This window comes from Helicobacter pylori SA37A, assembly GCF_000476015.1.
Lineage (GTDB): Bacteria > Campylobacterota > Campylobacteria > Campylobacterales > Helicobacteraceae > Helicobacter > Helicobacter pylori_DB.
On the sequence record NZ_CBOO010000011.1, the window covers coordinates 31,170 to 52,144 of the forward strand.

At 38.6% G+C, this 20,975-nt stretch carries 23 protein-coding genes and 1 pseudogene; 17 read left to right on the top strand and 7 right to left on the bottom strand.

All coding sequences use genetic code 11. The features are described 5' to 3' along the window. Positions 1–41: 41 nt before the first annotated feature. From apt to QT76_RS06180, 5 genes are read left to right on the top strand one after another with little or no spacing between them, the layout of a single operon-like run. On the top strand, positions 42–581 hold the full coding sequence (gene apt / locus QT76_RS06160) for an adenine phosphoribosyltransferase (RefSeq protein WP_033617035.1): 540 nt from the start codon (positions 42–44) through the stop codon (positions 579–581). Between the two features lie 11 nt (positions 582–592). Continuing rightward, positions 593–1,171: a DedA family protein gene (locus QT76_RS06165; protein WP_033617036.1), complete on the top strand. Its 579-nt coding sequence runs from the start codon at positions 593–595 to the stop codon at positions 1,169–1,171. 47 nt (positions 1,172–1,218) lie between these two features. Then, positions 1,219–2,709 carry a leucyl aminopeptidase gene (locus QT76_RS06170; RefSeq protein ID WP_033617037.1) on the top strand — a complete coding sequence of 497 codons (1,491 nt, stop codon included), beginning with the start codon at positions 1,219–1,221 and terminating at the stop codon, positions 2,707–2,709. A 1-nt stretch (position 2,710) separates the two neighbouring features. Continuing rightward, on the top strand, positions 2,711–3,811 hold the full coding sequence (gene ychF, locus QT76_RS06175) for a redox-regulated ATPase YchF (protein WP_033617038.1): 1,101 nt from the start codon (positions 2,711–2,713) through the stop codon (positions 3,809–3,811). 29 nt (positions 3,812–3,840) lie between these two features. Next, positions 3,841–4,713 (top strand): radical SAM/SPASM domain-containing protein, encoded by an 873-nt coding sequence (locus tag QT76_RS06180; protein WP_033617039.1) that lies wholly within the window; start codon positions 3,841–3,843, stop codon positions 4,711–4,713. A gap of 140 nt (positions 4,714–4,853) precedes the next feature. Here QT76_RS06180 and QT76_RS06185 read toward each other — a convergent pair whose 3' ends face one another. Then, a complete protein-coding gene (locus QT76_RS06185; protein WP_033617041.1) occupies positions 4,854–5,900 on the bottom strand; it encodes an AI-2E family transporter in 1,047 nt (348 codons plus the stop codon). 114 nt (positions 5,901–6,014) lie between these two features. On the opposite strand from QT76_RS06185, the gene dapF reads away from it, so the two are divergent. Together dapF and QT76_RS06195 are read left to right on the top strand one after the other, a co-directional pair. After that, complete coding sequence (gene dapF, locus QT76_RS06190; RefSeq protein ID WP_033617042.1) at positions 6,015–6,833, top strand: diaminopimelate epimerase; 819 nt, start codon at positions 6,015–6,017, stop codon at positions 6,831–6,833. A gap of 112 nt (positions 6,834–6,945) precedes the next feature. Next, the gene (locus QT76_RS06195) at positions 6,946–7,593 is read left to right on the top strand and encodes a YkgB family protein (protein ID WP_001148296.1); all 648 of its coding nucleotides are present in this window, start codon (positions 6,946–6,948) and stop codon (positions 7,591–7,593) included. 23 nt (positions 7,594–7,616) lie between these two features. On the opposite strand, the gene QT76_RS06200 is transcribed toward QT76_RS06195, so the two are convergent. Further along, positions 7,617–7,862 carry a ribbon-helix-helix domain-containing protein gene (locus QT76_RS06200; RefSeq protein ID WP_001922310.1) on the bottom strand — a complete coding sequence of 82 codons (246 nt, stop codon included), beginning with the start codon at positions 7,860–7,862 and terminating at the stop codon, positions 7,617–7,619. A gap of 172 nt (positions 7,863–8,034) precedes the next feature. On the opposite strand from QT76_RS06200, the gene QT76_RS06205 reads away from it, so the two are divergent. The 7 genes from QT76_RS06205 (at position 8,035) to QT76_RS06235 (ending at position 14,053) form a co-directional block, all read left to right on the top strand. After that, positions 8,035–9,285 carry a hypothetical protein gene (locus tag QT76_RS06205; RefSeq protein ID WP_033617043.1) on the top strand — a complete coding sequence of 417 codons (1,251 nt, stop codon included), beginning with the start codon at positions 8,035–8,037 and terminating at the stop codon, positions 9,283–9,285. A 100-nt stretch (positions 9,286–9,385) separates the two neighbouring features. Beyond that, positions 9,386–9,598 carry a 30S ribosomal protein S21 gene (rpsU, locus tag QT76_RS06210; protein WP_001117778.1) on the top strand — a complete coding sequence of 71 codons (213 nt, stop codon included), beginning with the start codon at positions 9,386–9,388 and terminating at the stop codon, positions 9,596–9,598. Positions 9,599–9,636: 38 nt separating this feature from the next. Further along, complete coding sequence (gene fabG / locus QT76_RS06215; protein ID WP_033617044.1) at positions 9,637–10,380, top strand: 3-oxoacyl-ACP reductase FabG; 744 nt, start codon at positions 9,637–9,639, stop codon at positions 10,378–10,380. A gap of 229 nt (positions 10,381–10,609) precedes the next feature. Beyond that, positions 10,610–10,846, top strand: a complete 237-nt coding sequence (gene acpP, locus QT76_RS06220; protein ID WP_033617045.1) for an acyl carrier protein — start codon at positions 10,610–10,612, stop codon at positions 10,844–10,846. A 102-nt stretch (positions 10,847–10,948) separates the two neighbouring features. Then, entirely contained in the window at positions 10,949–12,187 is a 1,239-nt protein-coding gene (locus QT76_RS06225) for a beta-ketoacyl-ACP synthase II (protein WP_001864351.1), read from the top strand. A 22-nt stretch (positions 12,188–12,209) separates the two neighbouring features. Further along, positions 12,210–13,148 (top strand): acetyl-CoA carboxylase carboxyl transferase subunit alpha, encoded by a 939-nt coding sequence (gene accA, locus QT76_RS06230; protein WP_001029385.1) that lies wholly within the window; start codon positions 12,210–12,212, stop codon positions 13,146–13,148. 467 nt (positions 13,149–13,615) lie between these two features. After that, positions 13,616–14,053, top strand: a complete 438-nt coding sequence (locus QT76_RS06235) for a hypothetical protein (RefSeq protein WP_033617047.1) — start codon at positions 13,616–13,618, stop codon at positions 14,051–14,053. A 71-nt stretch (positions 14,054–14,124) separates the two neighbouring features. Here the strand turns inward: QT76_RS06235 and QT76_RS06240 are convergent, their stop codons facing one another. From QT76_RS06240 to rpmE, 5 genes and pseudogenes are all read right to left on the bottom strand, one after another. Then, positions 14,125–14,946 (bottom strand): hypothetical protein, encoded by an 822-nt coding sequence (locus QT76_RS06240; protein ID WP_033617048.1) that lies wholly within the window; start codon positions 14,944–14,946, stop codon positions 14,125–14,127. Beyond that, positions 14,943–15,907, bottom strand: a pseudogene (locus tag QT76_RS06245) (sialidase). Before QT76_RS06245 ends, QT76_RS06240 begins: the two are co-directional and overlap by 4 nt. Positions 15,908–15,919: 12 nt before the next feature. Next, on the bottom strand, positions 15,920–16,603 hold the full coding sequence (gene rlmB / locus QT76_RS06250) for a 23S rRNA (guanosine(2251)-2'-O)-methyltransferase RlmB (RefSeq protein WP_033617049.1): 684 nt from the start codon (positions 16,601–16,603) through the stop codon (positions 15,920–15,922). Between the two features lie 12 nt (positions 16,604–16,615). Continuing rightward, positions 16,616–17,479 carry a 16S rRNA (cytidine(1402)-2'-O)-methyltransferase gene (rsmI, locus tag QT76_RS06255; RefSeq protein WP_033617050.1) on the bottom strand — a complete coding sequence of 288 codons (864 nt, stop codon included), beginning with the start codon at positions 17,477–17,479 and terminating at the stop codon, positions 16,616–16,618. Positions 17,480–17,503: 24 nt separating this feature from the next. Continuing rightward, the gene (gene rpmE, locus QT76_RS06260) at positions 17,504–17,707 is read right to left on the bottom strand and encodes a 50S ribosomal protein L31 (RefSeq protein WP_000715278.1); all 204 of its coding nucleotides are present in this window, start codon (positions 17,705–17,707) and stop codon (positions 17,504–17,506) included. A gap of 262 nt (positions 17,708–17,969) precedes the next feature. Here rpmE and rho point away from each other — a divergent pair, with 262 nt between their 5' ends. The 3 genes from rho to QT76_RS06275 are packed head-to-tail and all read left to right on the top strand — an operon-like array spanning position 17,970 to position 20,958. After that, entirely contained in the window at positions 17,970–19,286 is a 1,317-nt protein-coding gene (rho, locus tag QT76_RS06265; RefSeq protein WP_001004709.1) for a transcription termination factor Rho, read from the top strand. 38 nt (positions 19,287–19,324) lie between these two features. Continuing rightward, on the top strand, positions 19,325–20,092 hold the full coding sequence (gene murI, locus QT76_RS06270; protein WP_033617051.1) for a glutamate racemase: 768 nt from the start codon (positions 19,325–19,327) through the stop codon (positions 20,090–20,092). A gap of 11 nt (positions 20,093–20,103) precedes the next feature. Continuing rightward, positions 20,104–20,958, top strand: coding sequence for an SEL1-like repeat protein (locus QT76_RS06275; RefSeq protein WP_033617052.1), 855 nt, complete (start codon positions 20,104–20,106; stop codon positions 20,956–20,958). The last annotated feature ends 17 nt before the right edge of the window (positions 20,959–20,975 follow it).

Genomic DNA, 20,975 nt, shown 5'->3' on the forward strand with positions numbered 1-20,975 from the left:
AAATTCTACAACCAATCAGTTATACTTATAAGGATATTCAAATGAATGAAACGCTCAAACAAGAACTTTTACAAAACATCAGAGAAGTGAAAGATTACCCCAAAAAAGGGATTTTGTTTAAAGATATTACCACACTACTCAATTACCCTAAACTTTTTAACAAACTTATTGATGCGCTCAAAAAGCGCTACGCCCCTCTCAATGTGGATTTTATCGTGGGTATTGAAGCGAGAGGGTTTATTTTAGGATCGGCTCTCGCTTATGCGCTTGGGGTGGGTTTTGTGCCTGTGAGGAAAAAGGGCAAACTCCCCGCACACACCCTGTCTCAAAGCTACAGCCTAGAATACGGGAACGATAGTATAGAAATCCACTCTGACGCTTTTAGGGGGGTTAAGGGGATAAGGGTGGTGTTAATTGATGATTTATTAGCCACTGGAGGCACGGCTTTAGCGAGCCTTGAACTTATCAAAGCCTTACAAGCTGAATGCATAGAAGCATGCTTTTTGATAGGCTTAAAAGAATTACCGGGCCTCCAACTTTTAGAAGAACGAGTGAAAACTTTTTGTTTGTTAGAGTGCTAAAAGGGTGAGTTTTGGAAGAATACATCATTAACTTATGGGATCAGCATGTAGCGACTTGGGGGTATCTTATTTTATTTGGGTGGAGCATTTTAGAAGGCGAGATCGGACTCATTTTAGCCGGGATCGCTAGCTATACCGGTCATATGCATTTAGGGTTAGCTATTTTAGTCGCAGGGATTGGGGGTTTTGTGGGGGATCAAATCTATTTTTACATCGGCCGCACCAATAAAGCTTACATCCAAAAAAAGCTAGAAAAACAACGCCGAAAACTAGCCCTAGCCCATTTATTGTTGCAAAAACACGGTTGGTTTATCATTTTCATCCAACGCTACATGTATGGCATGCGCACTATCATTCCTATTAGCATCGGTTTAACACGCTATAGCGCTTTAAAATTCGCTATCATCAACCTCATTAGCGCGATGGTGTGGGCGAGCATTACCATTATTCTAGCGTGGTATTTAGGAGAAGAGTTATTGCATGCGTTAGGGTGGCTTAAAAAACACCCTTATGCGCTAATATTACTATTAGTATCTTTCTTGGCGTTGGTTCTATGGTATTTCCAATACTATAGTAAGAAAAACCGCTAGAGTGCAATACAATTCTTGAAAGATATGAAATTAAAAAAGGAGACTTTATGTTAAAAATCAAATTAGAAAAAACCACTTTTGAAAACGCAAAAGCTGAATGCAGTTTAGTTTTTATTGTCAATAAGGATTTTGATCATGCTTGGGTCAAAAATAAAGAATTGCTAGAAACCTTTAAATACGAAGGCGAAGGCGTATTTTTAGACCAAGAAAATAAAATCCTGTATGTGGGCGTTAAAGAAGATGATGTGCATTTATTGAGAGAGAGCGCATGTTTGGCCGTTCGCACCCTTAAAAAACTCGCTTTTAAAAGCGTTAAAGTGGGCGTTTATACTTGCGGAACGCATACTAAAGATAACGCGCTTTTAGAAAACTTGAAAGCGTTGTTTTTGGGCTTAAAATTGGGCTTGTATGAATACGACACTTTTAAATCCAACAAAAAAGAAAGCGTTTTAAAAGAAGCCATTGTCGCTTTAGAATTGCACAAACCTTGCGAAAAAACTTGCGCGAATTCTTTAGAAAAGAGCGCTAAAGAAGCTTTAAAATACGCTGAAATCATGACAGAAAGCTTGAATATCGTTAGGGATCTAGTCAATACCCCCCCTATGATTGGCACCCCGGTTTATATGGCTGAAGTGGCGCAAAAAGTGGCTAAAGAAAACCATTTAGAAATCCATGTTCATGATGAAAAATTTTTAGAAGAAAAGAAAATGAACGCCTTTTTAGCGGTCAATAAAGCCTCTCTTAGCGTCAATCCTCCTCGCTTGATCCATTTAGTCTATAAACCCAAAAAAGCGAAGAAAAAAATCGCTTTAGTGGGTAAGGGCTTGACTTATGATTGCGGAGGGTTGAGCTTGAAACCGGCCGATTACATGGTTACCATGAAAGCGGATAAAGGCGGTGGATCTGCGGTGATCGGGCTTTTAAACGCATTAGCCAAACTAGGCGTGGAGGCTGAAGTGCATGGCATTATTGGGGCTACAGAAAACATGATAGGCCCAGCTGCCTATAAACCAGATGATATTTTAATCTCCAAAGAAGGCAAGAGCATAGAGGTCCGTAATACCGACGCTGAAGGGCGTTTGGTTTTAGCGGATTGTTTGAGCTACGCTCAAGACTTGAACCCTGATGTGATCGTGGATTTTGCGACCCTTACTGGGGCATGCGTTGTAGGCTTAGGCGAATTCACTTCAGCGATCATGGGGCATAATGAAGAATTGAAAAACCTCTTTGAAACTTCAGGGTTAGAATCCGGTGAATTATTAGCCAAACTCCCCTTTAACCGCCATTTAAAGAAATTGATTGAATCTAAAATCGCTGATGTGTGCAATATTTCTTCTTCACGCTATGGCGGTGCGATCACGGCGGGCTTGTTTTTAAATGAATTTATTAGAGATGATTTTAAAGACAAATGGCTACACATTGACATTGCAGGCCCTGCTTATGTGGAAAAAGAATGGGATGTGAATAGCTTTGGAGCGAGTGGGGCTGGAGTGAGAGCTTGCACAGCTTTTGTGGAAGAGTTTTTGAAAAAGGCTTGAAATGGGCTTGTCTGTAGGCATTGTGGGTTTGCCTAATGTGGGCAAATCCAGCACCTTTAACGCGCTCACTAAAACCCAAAACGCCCAAAGTGCGAACTACCCTTTTTGCACCATTGAACCCAATAAAGCCATCGTGAATGTGCCTGATAGGCGGCTTGATGCGTTGGCTCAAATCGTAAAGCCTGAACGCATTTTGCATTCTGTGGTGGAATTTGTGGATATTGCCGGATTGATTAAGGGAGCGAGCAAGGGGGAGGGTTTAGGCAATCAGTTTTTAGCCAATATCAAGGAATGCGAAGTGATCTTGCAAGTGGTGCGCTGTTTTGAAGATGACAATATCACGCATGTGAACGATAAAATTGACCCCCTAAATGATATAGAGACCATTGAATTGGAGTTGATTTTAGCGGATATTGCCACTTTAGACAAAAGGATCGATCGCTTGCAAAAAGCCTTAAAAAGCTCAAAAGACGCTAAAAATCTTTTAGAATGCGCTTTGAGTTTAAAAACGCATTTAGAAGAATTAAAGCCGGCGAAAACTTTTCCCTTGAATACAAGCGAGGCTTTTTTAGAATTGGACAAGGAATTGCGTTTTTTATCTCATAAAAAAATGATCTATGTTGCTAATGTGGGCGAAGAAGATTTAAACGCCCTCAGTGAGCATGCCAAAAAAGTCCAAAATTATGCCAAAGATCAAAATAGCGAGTTTGTTGCCTTGTGCGCTAAATTGGAAGAAGAAATGGTTTCTATGAGTGGAGATGAAGTCAAAGAATTTTTGCAAAGTTTGGGCGTAGAAGAAAGCGGGCTAGAAAAAACCATTCGTTTGAGTTTTAAGGAGTTAGGCTTGATCAATTATTTTACCGCTGGAGTCAAGGAAGTGCGATCATGGACGATTAAAAAAGGCTCTAGCGCGCCTGTGGCTGCTGGGGTGATCCATAAGGATTTTGAAAAAGGCTTTATTAGAGCTGAAACCATCAGTTATGACGATTTTATCGCTTATAAGGGCGAAGCCGGGGCGAAAGAAAAGGGAGCGTTACGCATTGAAGGTAAGGATTATATCGTTCAAGATGGCGATGTGTTGCATTTTCGCTTCAATGTCTAGTTCTCTTCGTTACTATTTTCTCATAAGAATTGACACCCAACAAGAAACCTTTTAAAAAGATCTATATAGAATTAAGCGATATTTGCGGGTTGCAATGCAGTTTTTGCCCTAACCCTAAAAATATCAGAGGCGTGATGCCTTTAGAATTATTTGAAAAAGTTTGCAAAGAAGTGGCCCCCTTAACCCCAATTATCACCCTGCATGTCTTAGGCGATCCTTGCAAGCTCAAAAATTTAAACCACTATTTAAGCGCCGCTAGACGCTTTTCTTTGAAAGTGGATTTGGTTACTAGCGGGGCGTATTGGTGCGACTTTGAGACGCTTTTACAAGATGTGATCTATCAAATCTCTATTTCTTTAGACGCAGGGCTAGACCATCACAACAAACTCAACCAGCACCGCTACATCCAAAAAATTTTAGAATTTTGCCGCTACAAATGTGAAAAAAATAGCGAAGTGTTTTTGAATTTACGCATTCAAGATAGCACCCTTGAAAAACACCAGAATTTGATCAAGCCTTTTTTAGAAAGCTTTGAATGCGTTTCTTTAGAGACTCTAAAATCGCAAGGCCGCGCTCGTTTGTTTAAAAAAAGTTTTTTAAATATCCAAAAGACCTTTAAATGGCCGAGTTTGAACGCTCCAAATCCTTTAAACCAAGAATCAAAGATCCCCTATTGTTACGGCCTAATCAAGCAAATCGCTATTTTATCTAATGGCGTTGTCGTGCCGTGCTGCATGGACACGCAAGCTAATATCAACCTTGGCGATTTAAACCATACGCCCTTAAAAGATGTTTTAAAGAGTCAAAAAGCTATGGCCATCAAAACCCATTTTTTAAAGGGCGAAGCGTTAGAACTCTTATGCAAAAACTGCTCCTACCCTCTCATTCGTTATAAAAAATAAAATTTGCATCTATCTATAAGATATGGGTTTAAATTTGCGTTCGCATTGAATGAGGTGTTTGAAAATTCTTCATAAGAATGGTTATTTCTCACTCTTATATATCATTTTTAAAAATTTCGTTGTGAGTCATAGGGCTTATATCATTCGCATGCTTTTTGATCGTTTTGGATAAAGTAATTTTCATACAATCGCAGTAACGCAATAAAAAACGCCGTGATAGTAGGCCCTACAATAATCCCCCAAAAACCAAATTGAGAAATCCCAGCAATCATAGAAAAGAAAATCAATATTTCATTGATTTTAAGGGTGGTTTTAAAGATTCTTTTTTTGATGAAGACGATTAAAATTGGCTTGATCACGCTATCAATCAACACGCTAATCAATAAAATGGAATATAGAGCGATAAAAATAGCCTCATTCACATGCCCATGATAAAGCTCATAAATCGCTATAGGGATCCAAATCAAAGCCCCCCCAACAGCCGGCACCAAAGACGCCAGGCCGTATAAAATCCCTAAAGACCAGCCGTCATGCCCAAACCATACGATCATCACCCCAAACGCCACGCCCTCTAAAATAACCGTGATGAGAGAAGTTAAAAGCACGATGCGTAAAATCCCAGCCACTTCTTCAAAAATCTTTTTGCTTTGATTGATTCCAAGAGGCAAGACCCCTAAAAAATAACGATAAAATCTCTCCCCATAATAAAAAAAGAAAAACAACAGCCCCAAGATAAACAAAGCGTCTGTAATGAGTTTCAAGCTGTATCTTCCCACATAGCTGCTTACTTTCAACAAATAGCCCGTGATGGAAGCGGCGCTAAAATTTTCTAAAAACTTGCTAACCCCATCATGAATGGCAGGAAAATGCGACAAATTTTCGGTGATTGTCCCCTTAAGCCATTTGATTAGGGCTGAAAATTTTTCAAAATTGATTTCAAAAATGATATTAGAACTTTTATAAACAATAAAATATAACGGCACGATCAAAACGCTCGCTAAAATTAAAACGCATAAAAACGAACTGACAACATTGAAAAAACGCTTATCTAAAAAAACTTTCACTTGAAAAAACCCCACGCACAAAAGCCCAGCAATCAGCACATCCATTAAAAAATCTTGATACAGATAGATCATCCAATAAAAACCAATCAAAAAAAGAATCCAAAAGAAATACTGAGCTTTCATGAAATTATCCCCATTAAACTGAACCAAAAATTATCAAATGTTAGCTAAAAAACGCTCTTTTAAGGATAAAAAACCTCTTTTAACTTATAATTAAAATCAAAAAGGCTTTTACAGATGGTGTTTTACAAGTATTCAGGGAGCGGGAATGATTTTTTAATCACGCAAAGTTTTAAAAAAAAAGATTTTTCCAATTTAGCCAAACAGGTGTGCCATAGGCATGAGGGTTTTGGGGCTGATGGGCTTGTAGTCGTCTTACCAAGTAAGGATTATAACTACGAATGGGATTTTTACAATTCAGACGGCTCTAAAGCTGGCATGTGCGGTAATGCGAGCCGTTGCGTGGGGTTATTTGCTTACCAACATGCTATAGCCCCTAAAGAGCATGTTTTTTTAGCCGGGAAAAGAGAGATTTCTATTCGCATAGAAGAACCCAATATCATAGAGAGCAATCTCGGTAACTACAAAATCCTAGACACCATACCCGCCTTAAGATGCAAAAAATTTTTTTCAAGCGACAGCGTTTTAGAAAATATCCTTACTTTCTATCTCATAGATACAGGAGTGCCGCATTTGGTGGGATTTGTAAAAAATAAAGAGGGGTTAAATTCCCTCAACACGCTGGAATTAAGGGCTTTAAGGCATGAGTTTAACGCTAATATTAACATCGCTTTTATAGAAAATAAAGAGACGATTTTTTTACAAACTTATGAAAGGGGGGTTGAAGATTTCACGCTAGCTTGCGGGACAGGCATGGCAGCGGTTTTTATCGCCGCGCGCATTTTTTATAACACGCCTAAAAAAGCCACTCTCATCCCTAAAAGCAACGAATCTTTAGAGCTTTCTTTAAAAAATGATGAAATTTTTTATAAAGGAATCGTTCGTTATATTGGCATGAGCGTTTTGGGCAGTGTTTTTGAAAATGGGTGTTTTTGATCATTATTTCTTATAGTAGTAATCAAAATGATTTTGTCGTAATTAAACATAATGCGCTATCATTTGCGAGTTGTTTTTAGCAATATAAAAAATATCCTAAAGGAATAAAACCATGCAAGCGTTAAAATCATTGCTTGAAGTGATTACAAAACTTCAAAATTTAGGCGGCTATTTGATGCATATAGCTATTTTCATCATTTTTATTTGGATTGGAGGGCTTAAGTTTGTGCCGTATGAAGCCGAAGGGATCGCTCCTTTTGTGGCTAATTCCCCTTTCTTTTCTTTCATGTATAAATTTGAAAAGCCCGCATACAAACAACACAAAATGTCTGAATCCCAATCCATGCAAGAAGAAATGCAAGATGACCCTAAAATCGTTGAAAACAAAGAATGGCATAAAGAAAACCGCACTTATTTAGTGGCTGAAGGTTTAGGGATCACGATTATGATCCTAGGTATTTTGGTGCTTTTAGGGCTTTGGATGCCTTTAATGGGCGTGATTGGGGGCTTGCTTGTCGCTGGAATGACGATCACGACTCTATCTTTTTTATTCACAACGCCAGAAGTGTTTGTCAATCAGCATTTCCCATGGCTTTCTGGGGCTGGAAGGCTAGTGGTTAAAGACTTGGCGTTATTTGCTGGAGGCTTGTTTGTGGCAGGGTTTGATGCGAAACGCTATTTAGAGGGGAAAGGGTTTTGCTTGATGGATCGCTCATCGGTAGGGATTAAGACTAAATGCTCTAGCGGGTGTTGCTCTTAAAGAGCGAATACCTTAAAGTAGGCTTAAAGCCTACTAGAAGAATCACAATTAATAGAAGGATCTTGGTTAGCGCCTTTTTTGTAAATGATTGTTTTTAAAATGTGGCGTTTGACAAAGGAATTGACGCTTTCTACTTCTTCATCCGCTAATCGTCTTAGAACATCATGCTCGTCTTTAGAGAGATAAAAGGTAACTGAAAAATTGCGTTTCAACTCATCTACAGCGACACGCTTGCGACCGGGTTTTATATTTTTATTTCCTAATTCCATTAAAATTTCCTTTTTTAGTTAGTGTGTAGTAATATCATGACGGTTATTCTAACATGAAATAAACGCCATTTTATATTAAATCTAAAGAAAAATATTTTTAGATGTGCTAGAATACCCATTTGTTACAAGATAAGCTTTTTTATCAAAAATGATGATGACATAGGGGTAACAAGTGGCAATAAACACCTTTTTAAAACATTCTTTTTTAATCTGTTTATTAGCGGTTAATTCTTACGCTTTTGATTGGAATATTTTTAAATACAATCTGGGTTTCAATATGTTTATCATGGACCATGAAGGCTCAACGCCTTATTGGGTTAATACTAACACCAATCTTAAAACCCGTTTGACTCCAAATTTTGGGATCCAATTTTATACAAGAGGTGTGGAGCAAAGCTTGACTGTGGGGGCGTATTTTTTTCAAAACTTCCATAACTACAGCACCAATTTTCCCTACCGTTGGGGGCCTACTATGTATTATAAGGCTAGGGGAAAACGTTTTACTTTTTATGGAGGGATTTTCCCTAGGAAAAACCTCTTAGGGAGGTATGGTTTGAATATTTTTGCCCCTTATTATTGGTTTATAGATCCCAACGCTAGAGGGTTTTTATTGCAATTTCAAAACCATTATTCGCCTTCAAAACCCTATTATGGGCATGCGGAGTTTATGCTAGATTGGTTTGGAGGCAATTGTTACAACACTTGTAAATTCGGGAGAAACCCTTATGGGAACGCAATGGACAGGTTTCAAATGAACGGCTCTGTCGCTTATAATTTCTTTAAGGATTTATTGGGTATTGGAGGGTATTTTGTCTTGTTCCATAACGAAGACAAATACCTTTTAAATGGCGCTGATGGCATGCAGTTTAATGAAAAAAAAGCGATTGACAACAATAATATTTATCTTATGGATCGCCTCTACTTTAATGCTTACATAGGGACAAGCCTTTTAGACATCGCCCCCTTTATGGAAAAACTCAACGCCAGTTTTGGCATGGTTTCTGAATCAAGCCGATTAAGGCAAATTCACAACAATGTGCCTTTTATGAACAGCGTGGGCGGGCAATTGGATGTGGAGATCCAATACAAAGGCTTTGGCATCCACAATTTATTTTTCTTCGCCAAGACCCCAGAGATGCCTTTTTATAACCAATACCAGTATGTTGAAATGTATTGCACGCCTTCGTATTGCCCCACGCCTATTTATCGTGGCGTGCCATTCTTTCAAGCCAACATGTATAATCGTTTTGATTTTTATTACAATTGGAAAAACGACTTCGCATCGGTCCGCATCAACTTCGTGCTTAATGCGATGCGTGGGGGCTTTGATAGGAGCTTGCCTTGGTCAGAATCTTACCAAGTGTATATGACGGTTGCCTTTGATCCTTATAACCTTATTAACAAAATTGCCAGAAAAAAGTGAAAATTCTTGACAACCAGTTAATTCGTCTTATATAATGCTGTTTCATTTGTAGCCATTGTTAAGCAATGATTTTAAGCTATGGAAAAGAGGTGATAGCAGTATGCCAGGGATTAAGGTTAGAGAAGGCGATGCGTTTGATGAAGCTTATAGGAGATTCAAAAAGCAAACCGATCGCAATTTGGTGGTAACAGAATGCCGTGCTAGAAGGTTCTTTGAGTCTAAAACCGAAAAACGCAAAAAACAAAAAATCAGCGCTAAAAAGAAAGTCTTAAAGCGTCTTTATATGTTAAGGCGTTATGAATCAAGACTATAAGAACTTGAACGAATTTAAAATTTAAGGATTATTGAATAATGCAATTCACAGGGAAAAATGTTCTCATTACTGGGGCTTCTAAAGGCATTGGGGCTGAAATCGCCAAAACTCTCGCTTCTATGGGGCTGAAAGTTTGGATCAATTACCGCAGTAATGCTGAAGTGGCTGACGCTTTGAAAAATGAGCTTGAAGAAAAAGGCTATAAAGCGGCTGTCATTAAATTTGATGCGACTTCTGAAAGCGGTTTTGTTGAAGCGATACAAACCATTGTCCAAAGCGATGGGGGTTTGTCTTACTTGGTGAATAACGCCGGTGTGGTACGCGATAAATTAGCGATCAAAATGAAAACAGAAGATTTTCACCATGTCATTGAAAATAATCTCACTTCAGCTTTTATAGGTTGCAGAGAAGCTTTAAAGGTGATGAGTAAGAGTCGTTTTGGGAGCGTGGTTAATGTCGCTTCTATCATTGGTGAAAGAGGCAATATGGGGCAGACAAACTACTCAGCGAGTAAGGGGGGGATGATTGCGATGAGCAAGTCCTTTGCTTATGAGGGAGCTTTAAGGAATATTCGTTTCAACTCTGTAACACCAGGCTTTATAGAAACCGACATGAACGCCACTTTGAAAGACGAACTCAAAGCGGATTATGTTAAAAACATTCCTTTAAACAGGCTAGGGTCTGCTAAGGAAGTAGCAGAAACGGTAGCGTTTCTTTTGAGCGATCACTCTAGTTACATCACTGGAGAGACTCTCAAAGTCAATGGCGGGCTTTATATGTAGTCCTAAACAAAGGATTCTTTTAGCGATAAAAGTTTGTAAGTAGCAAAAATCATGCTAACATTATGAGGTTATTCTAAAACAAAGAGGTTATTATCAAATGGGGATTATTTACTTAATATTGTTTCTCATTGTAATTTATTTGTTGTATAGGATTTTAGATGTTTTGGAGCAAAAATAAACGCTCCAATAATGGTTGATTTAATTTTTACAAGACAAGGGAGTTTTAATTATGGCTTTATTTGAAGATATTCAGGCAGTTATTGCTGAGCAGTTGAATGTGGATACGGTGCAAGTTACGCCAGAGGCGGAATTTGTGAAGGATTTGGGTGCGGACTCTTTAGATGTCGTGGAATTAATCATGGCGTTAGAAGAAAAGTTTGGCATTGAGATTCCTGACGAACAAGCGGAAAAAATCGTCAATGTGGGCGATGTAGTGAAGTATATTGAGGACAATAAACTAGCTTAATCTTTTTAACTTGGAGCGTTTGTCTCCAGGTTTTAGTAAAAATTTAGCTTTAGCTAAAATCTAGTTTTATTGAATGAAAGTTTTTGAAATGAGGAGCTATTGGTGCGTCGGATTGTAGTAACTGGAATGGGAATGATCAATTCGCTAGGTTTAAATAAAGAAGATTCTTTTTTAGCGATCGCTAAAGGGGAATGCGGTATCAAACACATAGAAAGTTTTGATGCGAGCGCGTTTCCTGTGCGTATTGCTGGAGAAATCACTGACTTTGACCCTACAGAGGTGATGAATCCCAAAGATGTTAAAAAGGCGGGTCGTTTCATTCAATTAGCCTTGAAAGCCACAAGAGAGGCGATGAAAGATAGTGGGATTTTAGACGCTCACAATAGATGCCCTGAAGAATTGGCAAACCGCATGGGCGTAAGCTCTGGCTCTGGGATTGGCGGGTTAGGCAATATTGAAGCGAATTCCATTTTTTGTTTTGAAAAAGGCCCTAGAAAAGTCAATCCCTTTTTTATCACTTCTGCGTTAGTGAATATGATTGGTGGTTTCACTTCCATTGAGTTTGGCATTAAAGGGCCTAATCTCTCTAGCGTAACGGCTTGTGCAGCAGGCACTCATGCCATTATTGAAGCGGTTAAAACCATTTTGCTTAATGGGGCTGATAAAATGCTAGTCGTGGGAGCGGAATCCACCATTTGTCCTGTAGGGATTGGGGGGTTTGCGAGCATTAAAGCCCTTTCTACAAGGAATGATGAGCCTAAAAAAGCTTCAAGACCTTTTGATAAGGATCGCAATGGTTTTGTGATGGGCGAAGGCGCTGGGGCTTTGGTGCTTGAAGAATACGAGAGCGCGAAAAAAAGAGGGGCAAAAATTTATGCAGAGTTTGCCGGATATGGCGAGAGTGGCGATGCTAACCATATCACAGCCCCGGCCCCTGAGGGCGAAGGGGCTTTTAGAGCCATGAAAATGGCTTTAGAGATGGCGAAAGTGGAAGTAGGCTATGTGAACGCTCATGGGACAAGCACGCATTATAACGATTGGTATGAAAGCATCGCTTTAAAAAATGTGTTTGGTTCTAAAGAAAAAGTCCCTCCTGTTAGCTCCACTAAAGGGCAGATTGGGCATTGCTTGGGTGCTGCGGGTGCGTTAGAAGCCGTTATTTCTATCATGGCCATGAATCAAGGGATCTTACCTCCTACCATCAATCAAGAAACGCCTGACCCAGAATGCGATCTGGATTATATCCCTAATACGGCCAGAGAAAAACAAGTGGATGCGGTGATGAGTAACTCATTTGGTTTTGGTGGCACTAATGGTGTTGTGATTTTCAAAAAAGCCTAGTTTTACAAAGTTAGGATTTTGAATGGCCATTTATTTAGATTTTGAAAATCATATTAAAGAGATTCAAAATGAAATTGAATTAGCCCTTATTAGAGGCGATGAGGACGCTAAAGAAATCTTAGAAAAAAGATTGGATAAGGAAGTTAAAAGCATTTACTCCAATCTCACTGATTTTCAAAAACTCCAGTTAGCAAGACACCCTGACAGACCCTACGCTATGGATTACATTGATCTCATCTTAAAAGATAAGTATGAAGTCTTTGGGGATAGGCACTATAACGATGATAAAGCGATCGTGTGTTTTATAGGGAAAATTGATAATGTTCCGGTTGTGGTGATCGGAGAAGAAAAAGGCAGAGGGACTAAAAACAAGCTCTTAAGAAATTTTGGCATGCCTAACCCTTGTGGCTATCGTAAAGCTTTGAAAATGGCAAAGTTTGCTGAAAAGTTTAATTTGCCTATTTTAATGCTTGTGGATACAGCCGGGGCGTATCCGGGGATTGGTGCAGAGGAAAGAGGCCAGAGTGAAGCGATCGCTAAAAATCTCCAAGAGTTCGCTTCTTTAAAAGTCCCTACTATTTCTGTAATTATCGGTGAAGGGGGCAGTGGTGGTGCGTTAGCGATTGCGGTAGCTGATAAATTGGCTATGATGGAATATTCCATTTTTAGCGTTATATCCCCAGAAGGTTGCGCAGCGATTCTTTGGGATGACCCTAGCAAGACTGAAGTGGCTATTAAAGCGATGAAAATCACGCCTAGAGACTTAAAGGAGGCGGGGCTTATTGATGATATTATTTTAGAGCCTAGCAAAGGGGCTCATAGAGACAAATTTTCAGCGGCTAACACGATCAAAGAGTATTTTTTAGACGCTCTAAGGACTATCCAACAAGACCCTCATTTCCTTGACAACCGCTATCAAAAATTGATGTCGCTTGGTTCGTTTGTGGAGGGCATGAATTAGATCTATAAAAAACTTTGCCTTAATGAAAACTTGATAACTGGTTCTTTAATTTTTAAAATTGTGTTTTTAAACTTTATTTTAAACCCATTTTTTTAAGGAAATAAGGGGTATTTTGAAATAATTCCCCAACTAAAATCCCCCCTAAAGACCGCTTTAAAAATACCGCTTGAATAAAATCAAGCTCTCTACTATCCAATCTTAAAAAATGCAATATTTTTTTTATAACCAACGCTCAATAAAAACAAAGCCAAATTTTTCACCACTTGCTATCATTTTAGAAAAAGGATAATATTTCACATAGTTTGTAAAATAATATAAAAAACATCATTGTGTTACCAATCTGCTATTCTCTCCTTTTGTTTGAATATAAAAAGACAATCATCATGATCAGCGTATTGAATGAAAGCATTCTTATTTTACAATACAAAAGCTAGGTCTAATGGTATTTTAAAAAAGAAAGAAATCCTATGGTTACACATGAAAAAATCAAAAGCCGCTTTTCTAGGAATTGGTCTTTAAGGGATAGGGGCAGGCATTTTGCATCTTCAAGCGTGTATTTTTTCTCACTTTTTATCATTACAGCGGTTAATAGAAGTAGCACAGTGGATTGGTTATTGATGCCTGAACATTTGATTGGGTGGTTTTTGATTTCTTTTAGTGGGGAATTTGTAGCAGACATGGCGTTTGGCAAAAAAAGTAAAATCCTTAAAACCCGCTTTGGAATTTCTATTGTGAGCGGCGTTTCACTATTGCTTGGCGCTTTACCAGCGCATTTGTTTTTTGTATGGTTTGGTTTTATTAATTGGTGGGCTGTCCTTTTTATAGAAGCGGGAGCTGGGCTATTGGTGGGCTGTGTGATACAAAAGATTTTTTTTGGTAAATATTGGGTGGATCGCTATTATTAAGGCTCTCTTTTTTTCAAGCCTGAAAGCGTATTTTCTCATATTCCAATCAATTGGATAAGGGTTATCCCTACTTAAGGCATCGCATCAAAAACCACGCTGATCCCATTTTTTAAAATGATAGGGTTTTTCGCGTCAGTGATATGGATAAAACGCACGCCATCAAGCAAGTTAAGAGCGATTTCTTGTTGTCTGTTTTCTTTAGCAATGATTTGAATGATCTTTAAGTTTTCATCATAAAAAATGATTTTGGGTTGCCACAAAGGGTTATTAGAGCTTATTTTTAAATACGCGTTTTGATTCACGCTCAGCCAGTATTTCCCGCTCGCTTCCTTAAACTCCACAGGTTCGCTACTCAAAACTAAGGCTCTCGCATTAGGGAGCTTGACTTCTTGTAAAGAAAAATCGTATTCCCACTCTTTCAAGGATATGCGCCTAATATCCACAAAATCAAAACCATGCCTTTTCATCGTCTCTATTAAAATGTTAGGGTCTAAAACATATTCCGTTTTAAGCTCGTATGAAAAAACATTCTCGCCCAAAGAGCTTTGCATTTTAATGGGCAAAACATACGAATACCCCATCATGCTTAAAGAATTATTGATGCTTTTGGCAAACGCTAGGGGATTGCTTGAAGCCTTGAAAGTGATTTTTAACATGCTTGGCTTGTCAAAATTAAAAGACAAAAGCCCGTTTTCTTTGAGAGTGTTGAGCAGTTTCAAGGAATCCAAACGCCCCATTACATAGAAAGCCTTACGATTTTTAAACAAACGCTCTAAAAAAAGCTTGTTCGTATGATAAGCTCGCTCCCCCATTAAATTCTCAACCTTATCGTTTAAAGCATCAGCCCTTAAAAGCGTTCCCCCAACAATAAAAGCTAAAAAAAGGTTTTTCATTGCTGGAGTTCTTTGTATTGGGCCTCATTGATGAGCGTTAAGCCTTTATTTGGCTCGTATAAAAATCGTTTGGTTTTGCCATCGTTATATTCTTGTTCTTGATGGTTGTTTTTAAGGCTAAGATGCCCATGCCCAAAACGCAACAACAAGCGGTGGTTTTTGGTTTCTAAAGAATAATTTTTTTAAAAACCTTTTGAAAGGAGTTTTTTTTCTCATCTAAATCAATCACTTCTACCCAAATATCTTTTTTAGGGATAATATAAATGGTATTAGGATCTTCTTTGATCGCTTCTTTTTCTTGCTTGTCTTGTTCTTTTAGTTTTTCTCCTAGTTTAGGCGTTGGCTCTGGCTTGTTTTCTTCTGTAGGATTAGCTTTATTGGAAGAACTCTTTTTAGTGCCGGATTTAATAGCGCTTTCTTGCTCTCTTTCTTCTTTTAAAGAATAGCTGTTTTGAATGATAACGACCACTAAAATAATGACAATCACCCCTAAAACCAAAACAAAGGGTTTCCATTTGGAAGATTTTTTGGATAATGAAGTATTGGCCTGATTGATGCTGTAATCCAATTCAACCTTAAGGGGCTTTTTTGCTGTTTCTTCAGGGTCTGTTTCTTGATTTTGCTCTTCTCCCACTCCCTCTTTAAGAGTGCACGCCTTATCAAATTCTTTCATCCATGCGCTCAAATCAATTTTATACTCGCGCTCTAAAATTTGTATAAATCCCCTAGCATGCACCCTTGATAAAGACTCATAGCGTTTTTCCAAGATAGAATGGATATTTTTAGAAGCGATTTTAGTCGCCTTGCAAATTTCTGCCACTCCAACTTCTTTTAAAATCTGCAAATTTTTATCTAAATTTTTAAGCGATAATTCTTCTAAAGCCGCACCAGAAATATCTTTAGAAATGTTTTGAATATTAGAAAGATCTAAATTTTCTAAACTTTTTTTATTCTGTTCCATTCAATTGACCACCTAGTTGATTTTATCCATTAAGATCCCTGCTGCCACACTCACATTGAGCGAATCAAAATCTCTTCGCATTTTTACGCTCAATATAGTATCCATTTTAGCAAGGATTTTTTTAGACAACCCCTCATGCTCGCTCCCCAAAAAAAGAGCGCATTTTTTTAAGGATAGATTTCCTGCTTGGCTAGAGCCTTGCATGCTCGCGCCCAAACATAAAAACCCGCTCGTTTTCAATTCATTGATTAAATCCAGCGTATTAGGCATAACGCTAAAAGGCAAATCATACATAAGCCCCAAGCTGGATCGCACAATCCCCTCATAAGCCAATTCTTTAGCAAAATCCAAAATAACGCCATCCATTCCTAAGCAATACGCGCTCCTAAAAATACCCCCAATATTCCCCACATCCGTAATGCCACAAAGCACCAAAAGTTTTTGAGCTTTTTTAACCTCTTTTAAAGAAACCGCTAAAGGCAATTCCACCTTAGCTAAAACCCCTTGATGGTTCCCCCCCTTAGCCAAGCTTTGCGCTTTTTTATTATCCACTTTGGTGATATTAGGGCATGCTTTTTTGAGTGCGAAAAAAAACTTTTTGTCTATTTCTTTAGAAAGATAGATTTCTTGCAATTTTTCTTTGTGAGAGTTTAGAAGGTGCGTAATCACCTGCTTGCCATAAATTACTGCTTGCATGCTAAACCCCTTTTATTGATCTTTTTCTTCTAACAAACGCTGGAAATAAAGCTCTTTAGCGTTTTTTTGCGTCATAGCGGCTTCAATTTTAGCCTTAATTTTAGGAGGTAAATCCAACTCCAATAACGCTGATAGCCCCATGCAAGGCTCTATTTTTTTCTCATTCAAAAGCACTAAAACCCACTCCCCTTGGATATTGCTTTGTTGCAACCGCTCTATGATTTGAGAAACCTCTCCTAAATAATACTGCTGGTGGAGTTTAGTAAGCTCCTTAGCCACAAACAAATGCATGCCTTGAGCTAGATCTTTTAAATCTCTTAAAGTCTCTAACAATCGGTGCGGGCTTTCATAAAAAACCACCGGGGTTTTTTCTTCTAAATACGCCAAAGCGTTTAAAATTTTAATAATCCTAAAACGCCTTTCCTTGCTCTTATGGGGTAAAAAGCCAGCATAAAAAAACCGCCCTTCTAAAAACCCGCTCGCGCAAAACGCCGTAATGAGCGCGTTAGCCCCGGGCAAAACATCGTATTGGAGGTTGTGTTTTAAAGCGTAAGCGGCTAAACTCATGCCTGGATCGCTCAAGCTTGGCATGCCTGCATCGCTCATCACAGCGATTTCTTTGTCAAAAAAAGAAAGCTCTATTTGGTTTAAAAATTCCTGGTCATTGTGCGAATGGAAGGCGATAAACTCCCTTTTTTTAGTAGCGATATTAGGGAAAGAATGGCTAATAATAGGGTTTTTTGCAAGCAAGTGCAACAGCCTCTTACTCACCCTTGTATCCTCGCATAAAAAAACCTCGCAACGCTCTAAAACTTCTAGTGTGCGTAGCGTAATGTCAGCGAGATTACCTATAGGAGTGGGCAAAAAATACAGCACAAAAAGCCACGCTTTTTAAAAGAGTTACTTCAAGTTGTAGCGTTGCTTGAATTTCTCTACTCTCCCTGCAGTGTCAGCGATTTTATCGCTACCGGTATAGAAAGGGTGGCAAAAACTAGAAATATCAATACGCATTTCAGGTTTAGTGCTTAAAACTTCAATTTCTTTCCCGCTCGTTACGCAAGTAACTTTGCATGGGATGTATTCTGGGTGGATGCCTTTTTTCATTAAGTGTCCTTTATTCTTAAATTTAAACTTAAAATTATAGCATAAGTAACAATAAATTAAAACCACTCTAAAGTTAAAATAAAATTTGACTTTGTTAAAAAAATTATGATAGCATAGCGAAGCATTACGAAATTCAACACTTGTGGCATGTTCCACTTATTAGCATCTTTTGGTTACACTAATTTTTTAAGAATGCTTTAGCTTTTTGTATTCATCTTAATTGAAACAACTAGAAACCTCTTTTTAATTAAAAGGAAATTTAATGAACGAAAACGCGCCTACGCATAAGAGTTCGCACAAAGTCAAAACACACACGCCAGTGAGCGGTTATCACATTGAAGATTTACGCACCTACCCTACTGAAAAGCTTTTAGAAATCGCTAACAAGCTCAAAGTGGAAAACCCCCAAGAGTTCAAACGACAAGACTTGATGTTTGAAATTTTAAAAACCCAAGTTACGCAAGGCGGATACATTCTTTTTACCGGGATTTTAGAAATCATGCCTGATGGCTATGGCTTTTTAAGAGGGTTTGATGGGAGTTTTTCAGACGGGCATAATGACACTTATGTCAGCCCTTCTCAAATCAGGCGTTTTGCTTTAAGGAATGGCGATATTGTTACCGGTCAAGTGCGATCCCCCAAGGATCAAGAAAAATACTACGCCCTTTTAAAAATAGAAGCCATCAATTACTTGCCTTCAGATGAGATTAAAAACCGCCCTTTATTTGACAATCTAACCCCCCTATTCCCTGATGAACAAATCAAATTAGAATACGAACCCACTAAAGTTACCGGCAGGATGCTGGATTTATTCAGCCCTGTGGGGAAAGGTCAAAGGGCTTTGATCGTTGCGCCACCAAGAACCGGGAAAACAGAGCTGATGAAAGAACTCGCCCAAGGCATCACTTCTAACCACCCTGAAGTGGAATTGATTATCCTTTTAGTGGATGAACGCCCTGAAGAAGTTACGGATATGCAACGAAGCGTTAAAGGTCAAGTTTTTAGCTCCACTTTTGATTTGCCCGCCAATAATCACATAAGAATCGCTGAATTAGTCTTAGAAAGGGCTAAAAGGCGAGTGGAAATGGGTAAAGATGTGGTGGTTTTATTGGATTCTATCACCCGTTTAGCCAGAGCGTATAACGCTGTAACGCCTTCAAGCGGTAAGGTTTTAAGTGGGGGCGTGGATGCGAACGCCTTGCACAGACCCAAGCGCTTTTTTGGAGCCGCAAGGAATATTGAAGAAGGCGGGAGCTTGACGATTATCGCTACGGCGTTGATTGAAACGGGATCTAGAATGGATGAGGTGATTTTTGAAGAATTTAAAGGCACCGGGAATAGCGAAATCGTTTTAGCGAGAAATATTGCAGACAGGCGCATTTATCCGGCCTTTGATATTTTAAAATCCGGCACACGAAAAGATAATATCTTGCTTGGCAAAGACCGCTTGACTAAAGTGTGGGTTTTAAGGAATGTGATGCAACAAATGGACGACATAGAAGCCTTAAGCTTTGTGTATTCTAAAATGCAACAAACTAAGGACAATGAAGAATTTTTAAATTTAATGAATGAAAAATAAAAATCCTCATTAAATCCCATTAAATTAAAAAAAGTGTCATGAAAATAGGCGTTTTTGATAGCGGTGTGGGAGGGTTTAGCGTTTTAAAAAGCCTTTTAAAAGCGCAACTATTTGATGAAATCATCTATTATGGCGATAGCGCTAGAGTGCCTTATGGCACTAAAGACCCCACCACGATCAAGCAATTTGGCTTAGAGGCTTTGGATTTTTTCAAACCGCACCAGATTAAATTATTGATTGTGGCATGCAACACAGCGAGCGCTCTGGCTTTAGAAGAGATGCAAAAGCATTCCAAAATCCCTATTGTGGGCGTGATTGAGCCAAGCATTTTAGCGATCAAGCAACAAGTAAAAGATAAAAACGCCCCTATTTTAGTGCTAGGGACAAAAGCGACGATTCAATCCAACGCTTATGATAACGCCCTGAAACAACAAGGCTATTTGAATGTTTCGCATTTAGCCACTTCCCTTTTTGTGCCTTTGATTGAAGAAAGTATTTTAGAGGGCGAATTGTTAGAGACTTGCATGCGTTATTATTTCGCCCCATTAAAGATTTTACCTGAAGTGATTATTTTAGGTTGCACGCATTTTCCCTTGATCGCTCAAAAAATTGAGGGCTATTTTATGGAGCATTTTGCCCTTTTAACGCCCCCCCTACTCATCCATTCGGGCGATGCCATTGTGGAATATTTGCAGCAAAAATACGCCCTTAAAAAAAATGCACACGCATTCCCTAAAGTGGAATTTCATGCGAGCGGCGATGTGATCTGGCTAGAAAAACAAGCTAAAGAATGGCTCAAATTGTAAAAGGACTTGACATGTTTAAAGATTTTTATCGCACCACCCTCTCTTTTTTAAAGCCTTTATTGCTTTTACTAGTTTTATTGTTGCCGTTTTCACTTTGTATAGCTGATGAATATATTAGCATCAGTGATGATTGGGATGAAAGGGCGCGAAATCAATGGGATGAAATTGCGCGAAATCATAAGACATATTATTTTGAAAATGGTTTAGACCATTTTAATCAAGGCCAATACAAACAAGCCTTTAAGGATTTTAAATTGGCGCAAGAATACAGCATCGGGCTTGGCAGCGTTTATTTAGCCAAAATGTATTTGGAGGGAAAGGGCGTGAAAGTGGATTACAAAAAAGCGCAATTCTATGCACAAAACGCTATCAAAGGGTATGGGAGCGGGTTGTTAGGGGGTGCTCTTATTTTAGGACGCATGCAAGCAGAAGGCTTAGGGATGAAAAAGGATTTGAAACAAGCGCTTAAGACTTACAGGCATGTGGTTCGCATGTTTTCTAATAAAAGCACAAATTATTTTGCTAACAATTTTAGATTACCAAACCTTGTGTTCACTAGTATGCTTATTGGATCGCGATTCATTGATCTTTCAGGTTTGAGCGCGAATCCTATAAAATTTGGAAAGAAATTTGGAATACTTGTTAAGAAATCCACTCAAATCAAAGATAAGACACTTCTTTGGGAAGATATTGCTGAAATTTCAAGCAATATTATTTTACTCAAACAACAAATGGGGGAAATCCTTTATAGAATTGGGATCGCTTATAAAGAAGGGCTTGGCACCAGAAAACAAAAAAGTAGGGCTAAAAAATTCCTGCAAAAATCCGCAGAATTTGGCTATGAAAAAGCCATGGAAGCTCTGTAGTTTTTAATCAAACTTGT

Excerpts from the sequence above, each read along its gene's own strand:
- QT76_RS06235 (WP_033617047.1), top strand. The coding sequence starts at position 13,616 with ATGGTTACACATGAAAAAATCAAAAGCCGCTTTTCTAGGAATTGGTCT.
- accA (WP_001029385.1), top strand. The coding sequence starts at position 12,210 with ATGGCCATTTATTTAGATTTTGAAAATCATATTAAAGAGATTCAAAAT.
- acpP (WP_033617045.1), top strand. The coding sequence starts at position 10,610 with ATGGCTTTATTTGAAGATATTCAGGCAGTTATTGCTGAGCAGTTGAAT.
- QT76_RS06170 (WP_033617037.1), top strand. The coding sequence starts at position 1,219 with ATGTTAAAAATCAAATTAGAAAAAACCACTTTTGAAAACGCAAAAGCT.
- apt (WP_033617035.1), top strand. The coding sequence starts at position 42 with ATGAATGAAACGCTCAAACAAGAACTTTTACAAAACATCAGAGAAGTG.
- QT76_RS06200 (WP_001922310.1), bottom strand. The coding sequence starts at position 7,862 with ATGGAATTAGGAAATAAAAATATAAAACCCGGTCGCAAGCGTGTCGCT.
- rpsU (WP_001117778.1), top strand. The coding sequence starts at position 9,386 with ATGCCAGGGATTAAGGTTAGAGAAGGCGATGCGTTTGATGAAGCTTAT.
- rho (WP_001004709.1), top strand. The coding sequence starts at position 17,970 with ATGAACGAAAACGCGCCTACGCATAAGAGTTCGCACAAAGTCAAAACA.
- QT76_RS06275 (WP_033617052.1), top strand. The coding sequence starts at position 20,104 with ATGTTTAAAGATTTTTATCGCACCACCCTCTCTTTTTTAAAGCCTTTA.
- rpmE (WP_000715278.1), bottom strand. The coding sequence starts at position 17,707 with ATGAAAAAAGGCATCCACCCAGAATACATCCCATGCAAAGTTACTTGC.
- QT76_RS06195 (WP_001148296.1), top strand. The coding sequence starts at position 6,946 with ATGCAAGCGTTAAAATCATTGCTTGAAGTGATTACAAAACTTCAAAAT.
- QT76_RS06240 (WP_033617048.1), bottom strand. The coding sequence starts at position 14,946 with ATGAAAAACCTTTTTTTAGCTTTTATTGTTGGGGGAACGCTTTTAAGG.
- dapF (WP_033617042.1), top strand. The coding sequence starts at position 6,015 with ATGGTGTTTTACAAGTATTCAGGGAGCGGGAATGATTTTTTAATCACG.
- ychF (WP_033617038.1), top strand. The coding sequence starts at position 2,711 with ATGGGCTTGTCTGTAGGCATTGTGGGTTTGCCTAATGTGGGCAAATCC.
- QT76_RS06185 (WP_033617041.1), bottom strand. The coding sequence starts at position 5,900 with ATGAAAGCTCAGTATTTCTTTTGGATTCTTTTTTTGATTGGTTTTTAT.
- murI (WP_033617051.1), top strand. The coding sequence starts at position 19,325 with ATGAAAATAGGCGTTTTTGATAGCGGTGTGGGAGGGTTTAGCGTTTTA.
- rlmB (WP_033617049.1), bottom strand. The coding sequence starts at position 16,603 with ATGCAAGCAGTAATTTATGGCAAGCAGGTGATTACGCACCTTCTAAAC.
- fabG (WP_033617044.1), top strand. The coding sequence starts at position 9,637 with ATGCAATTCACAGGGAAAAATGTTCTCATTACTGGGGCTTCTAAAGGC.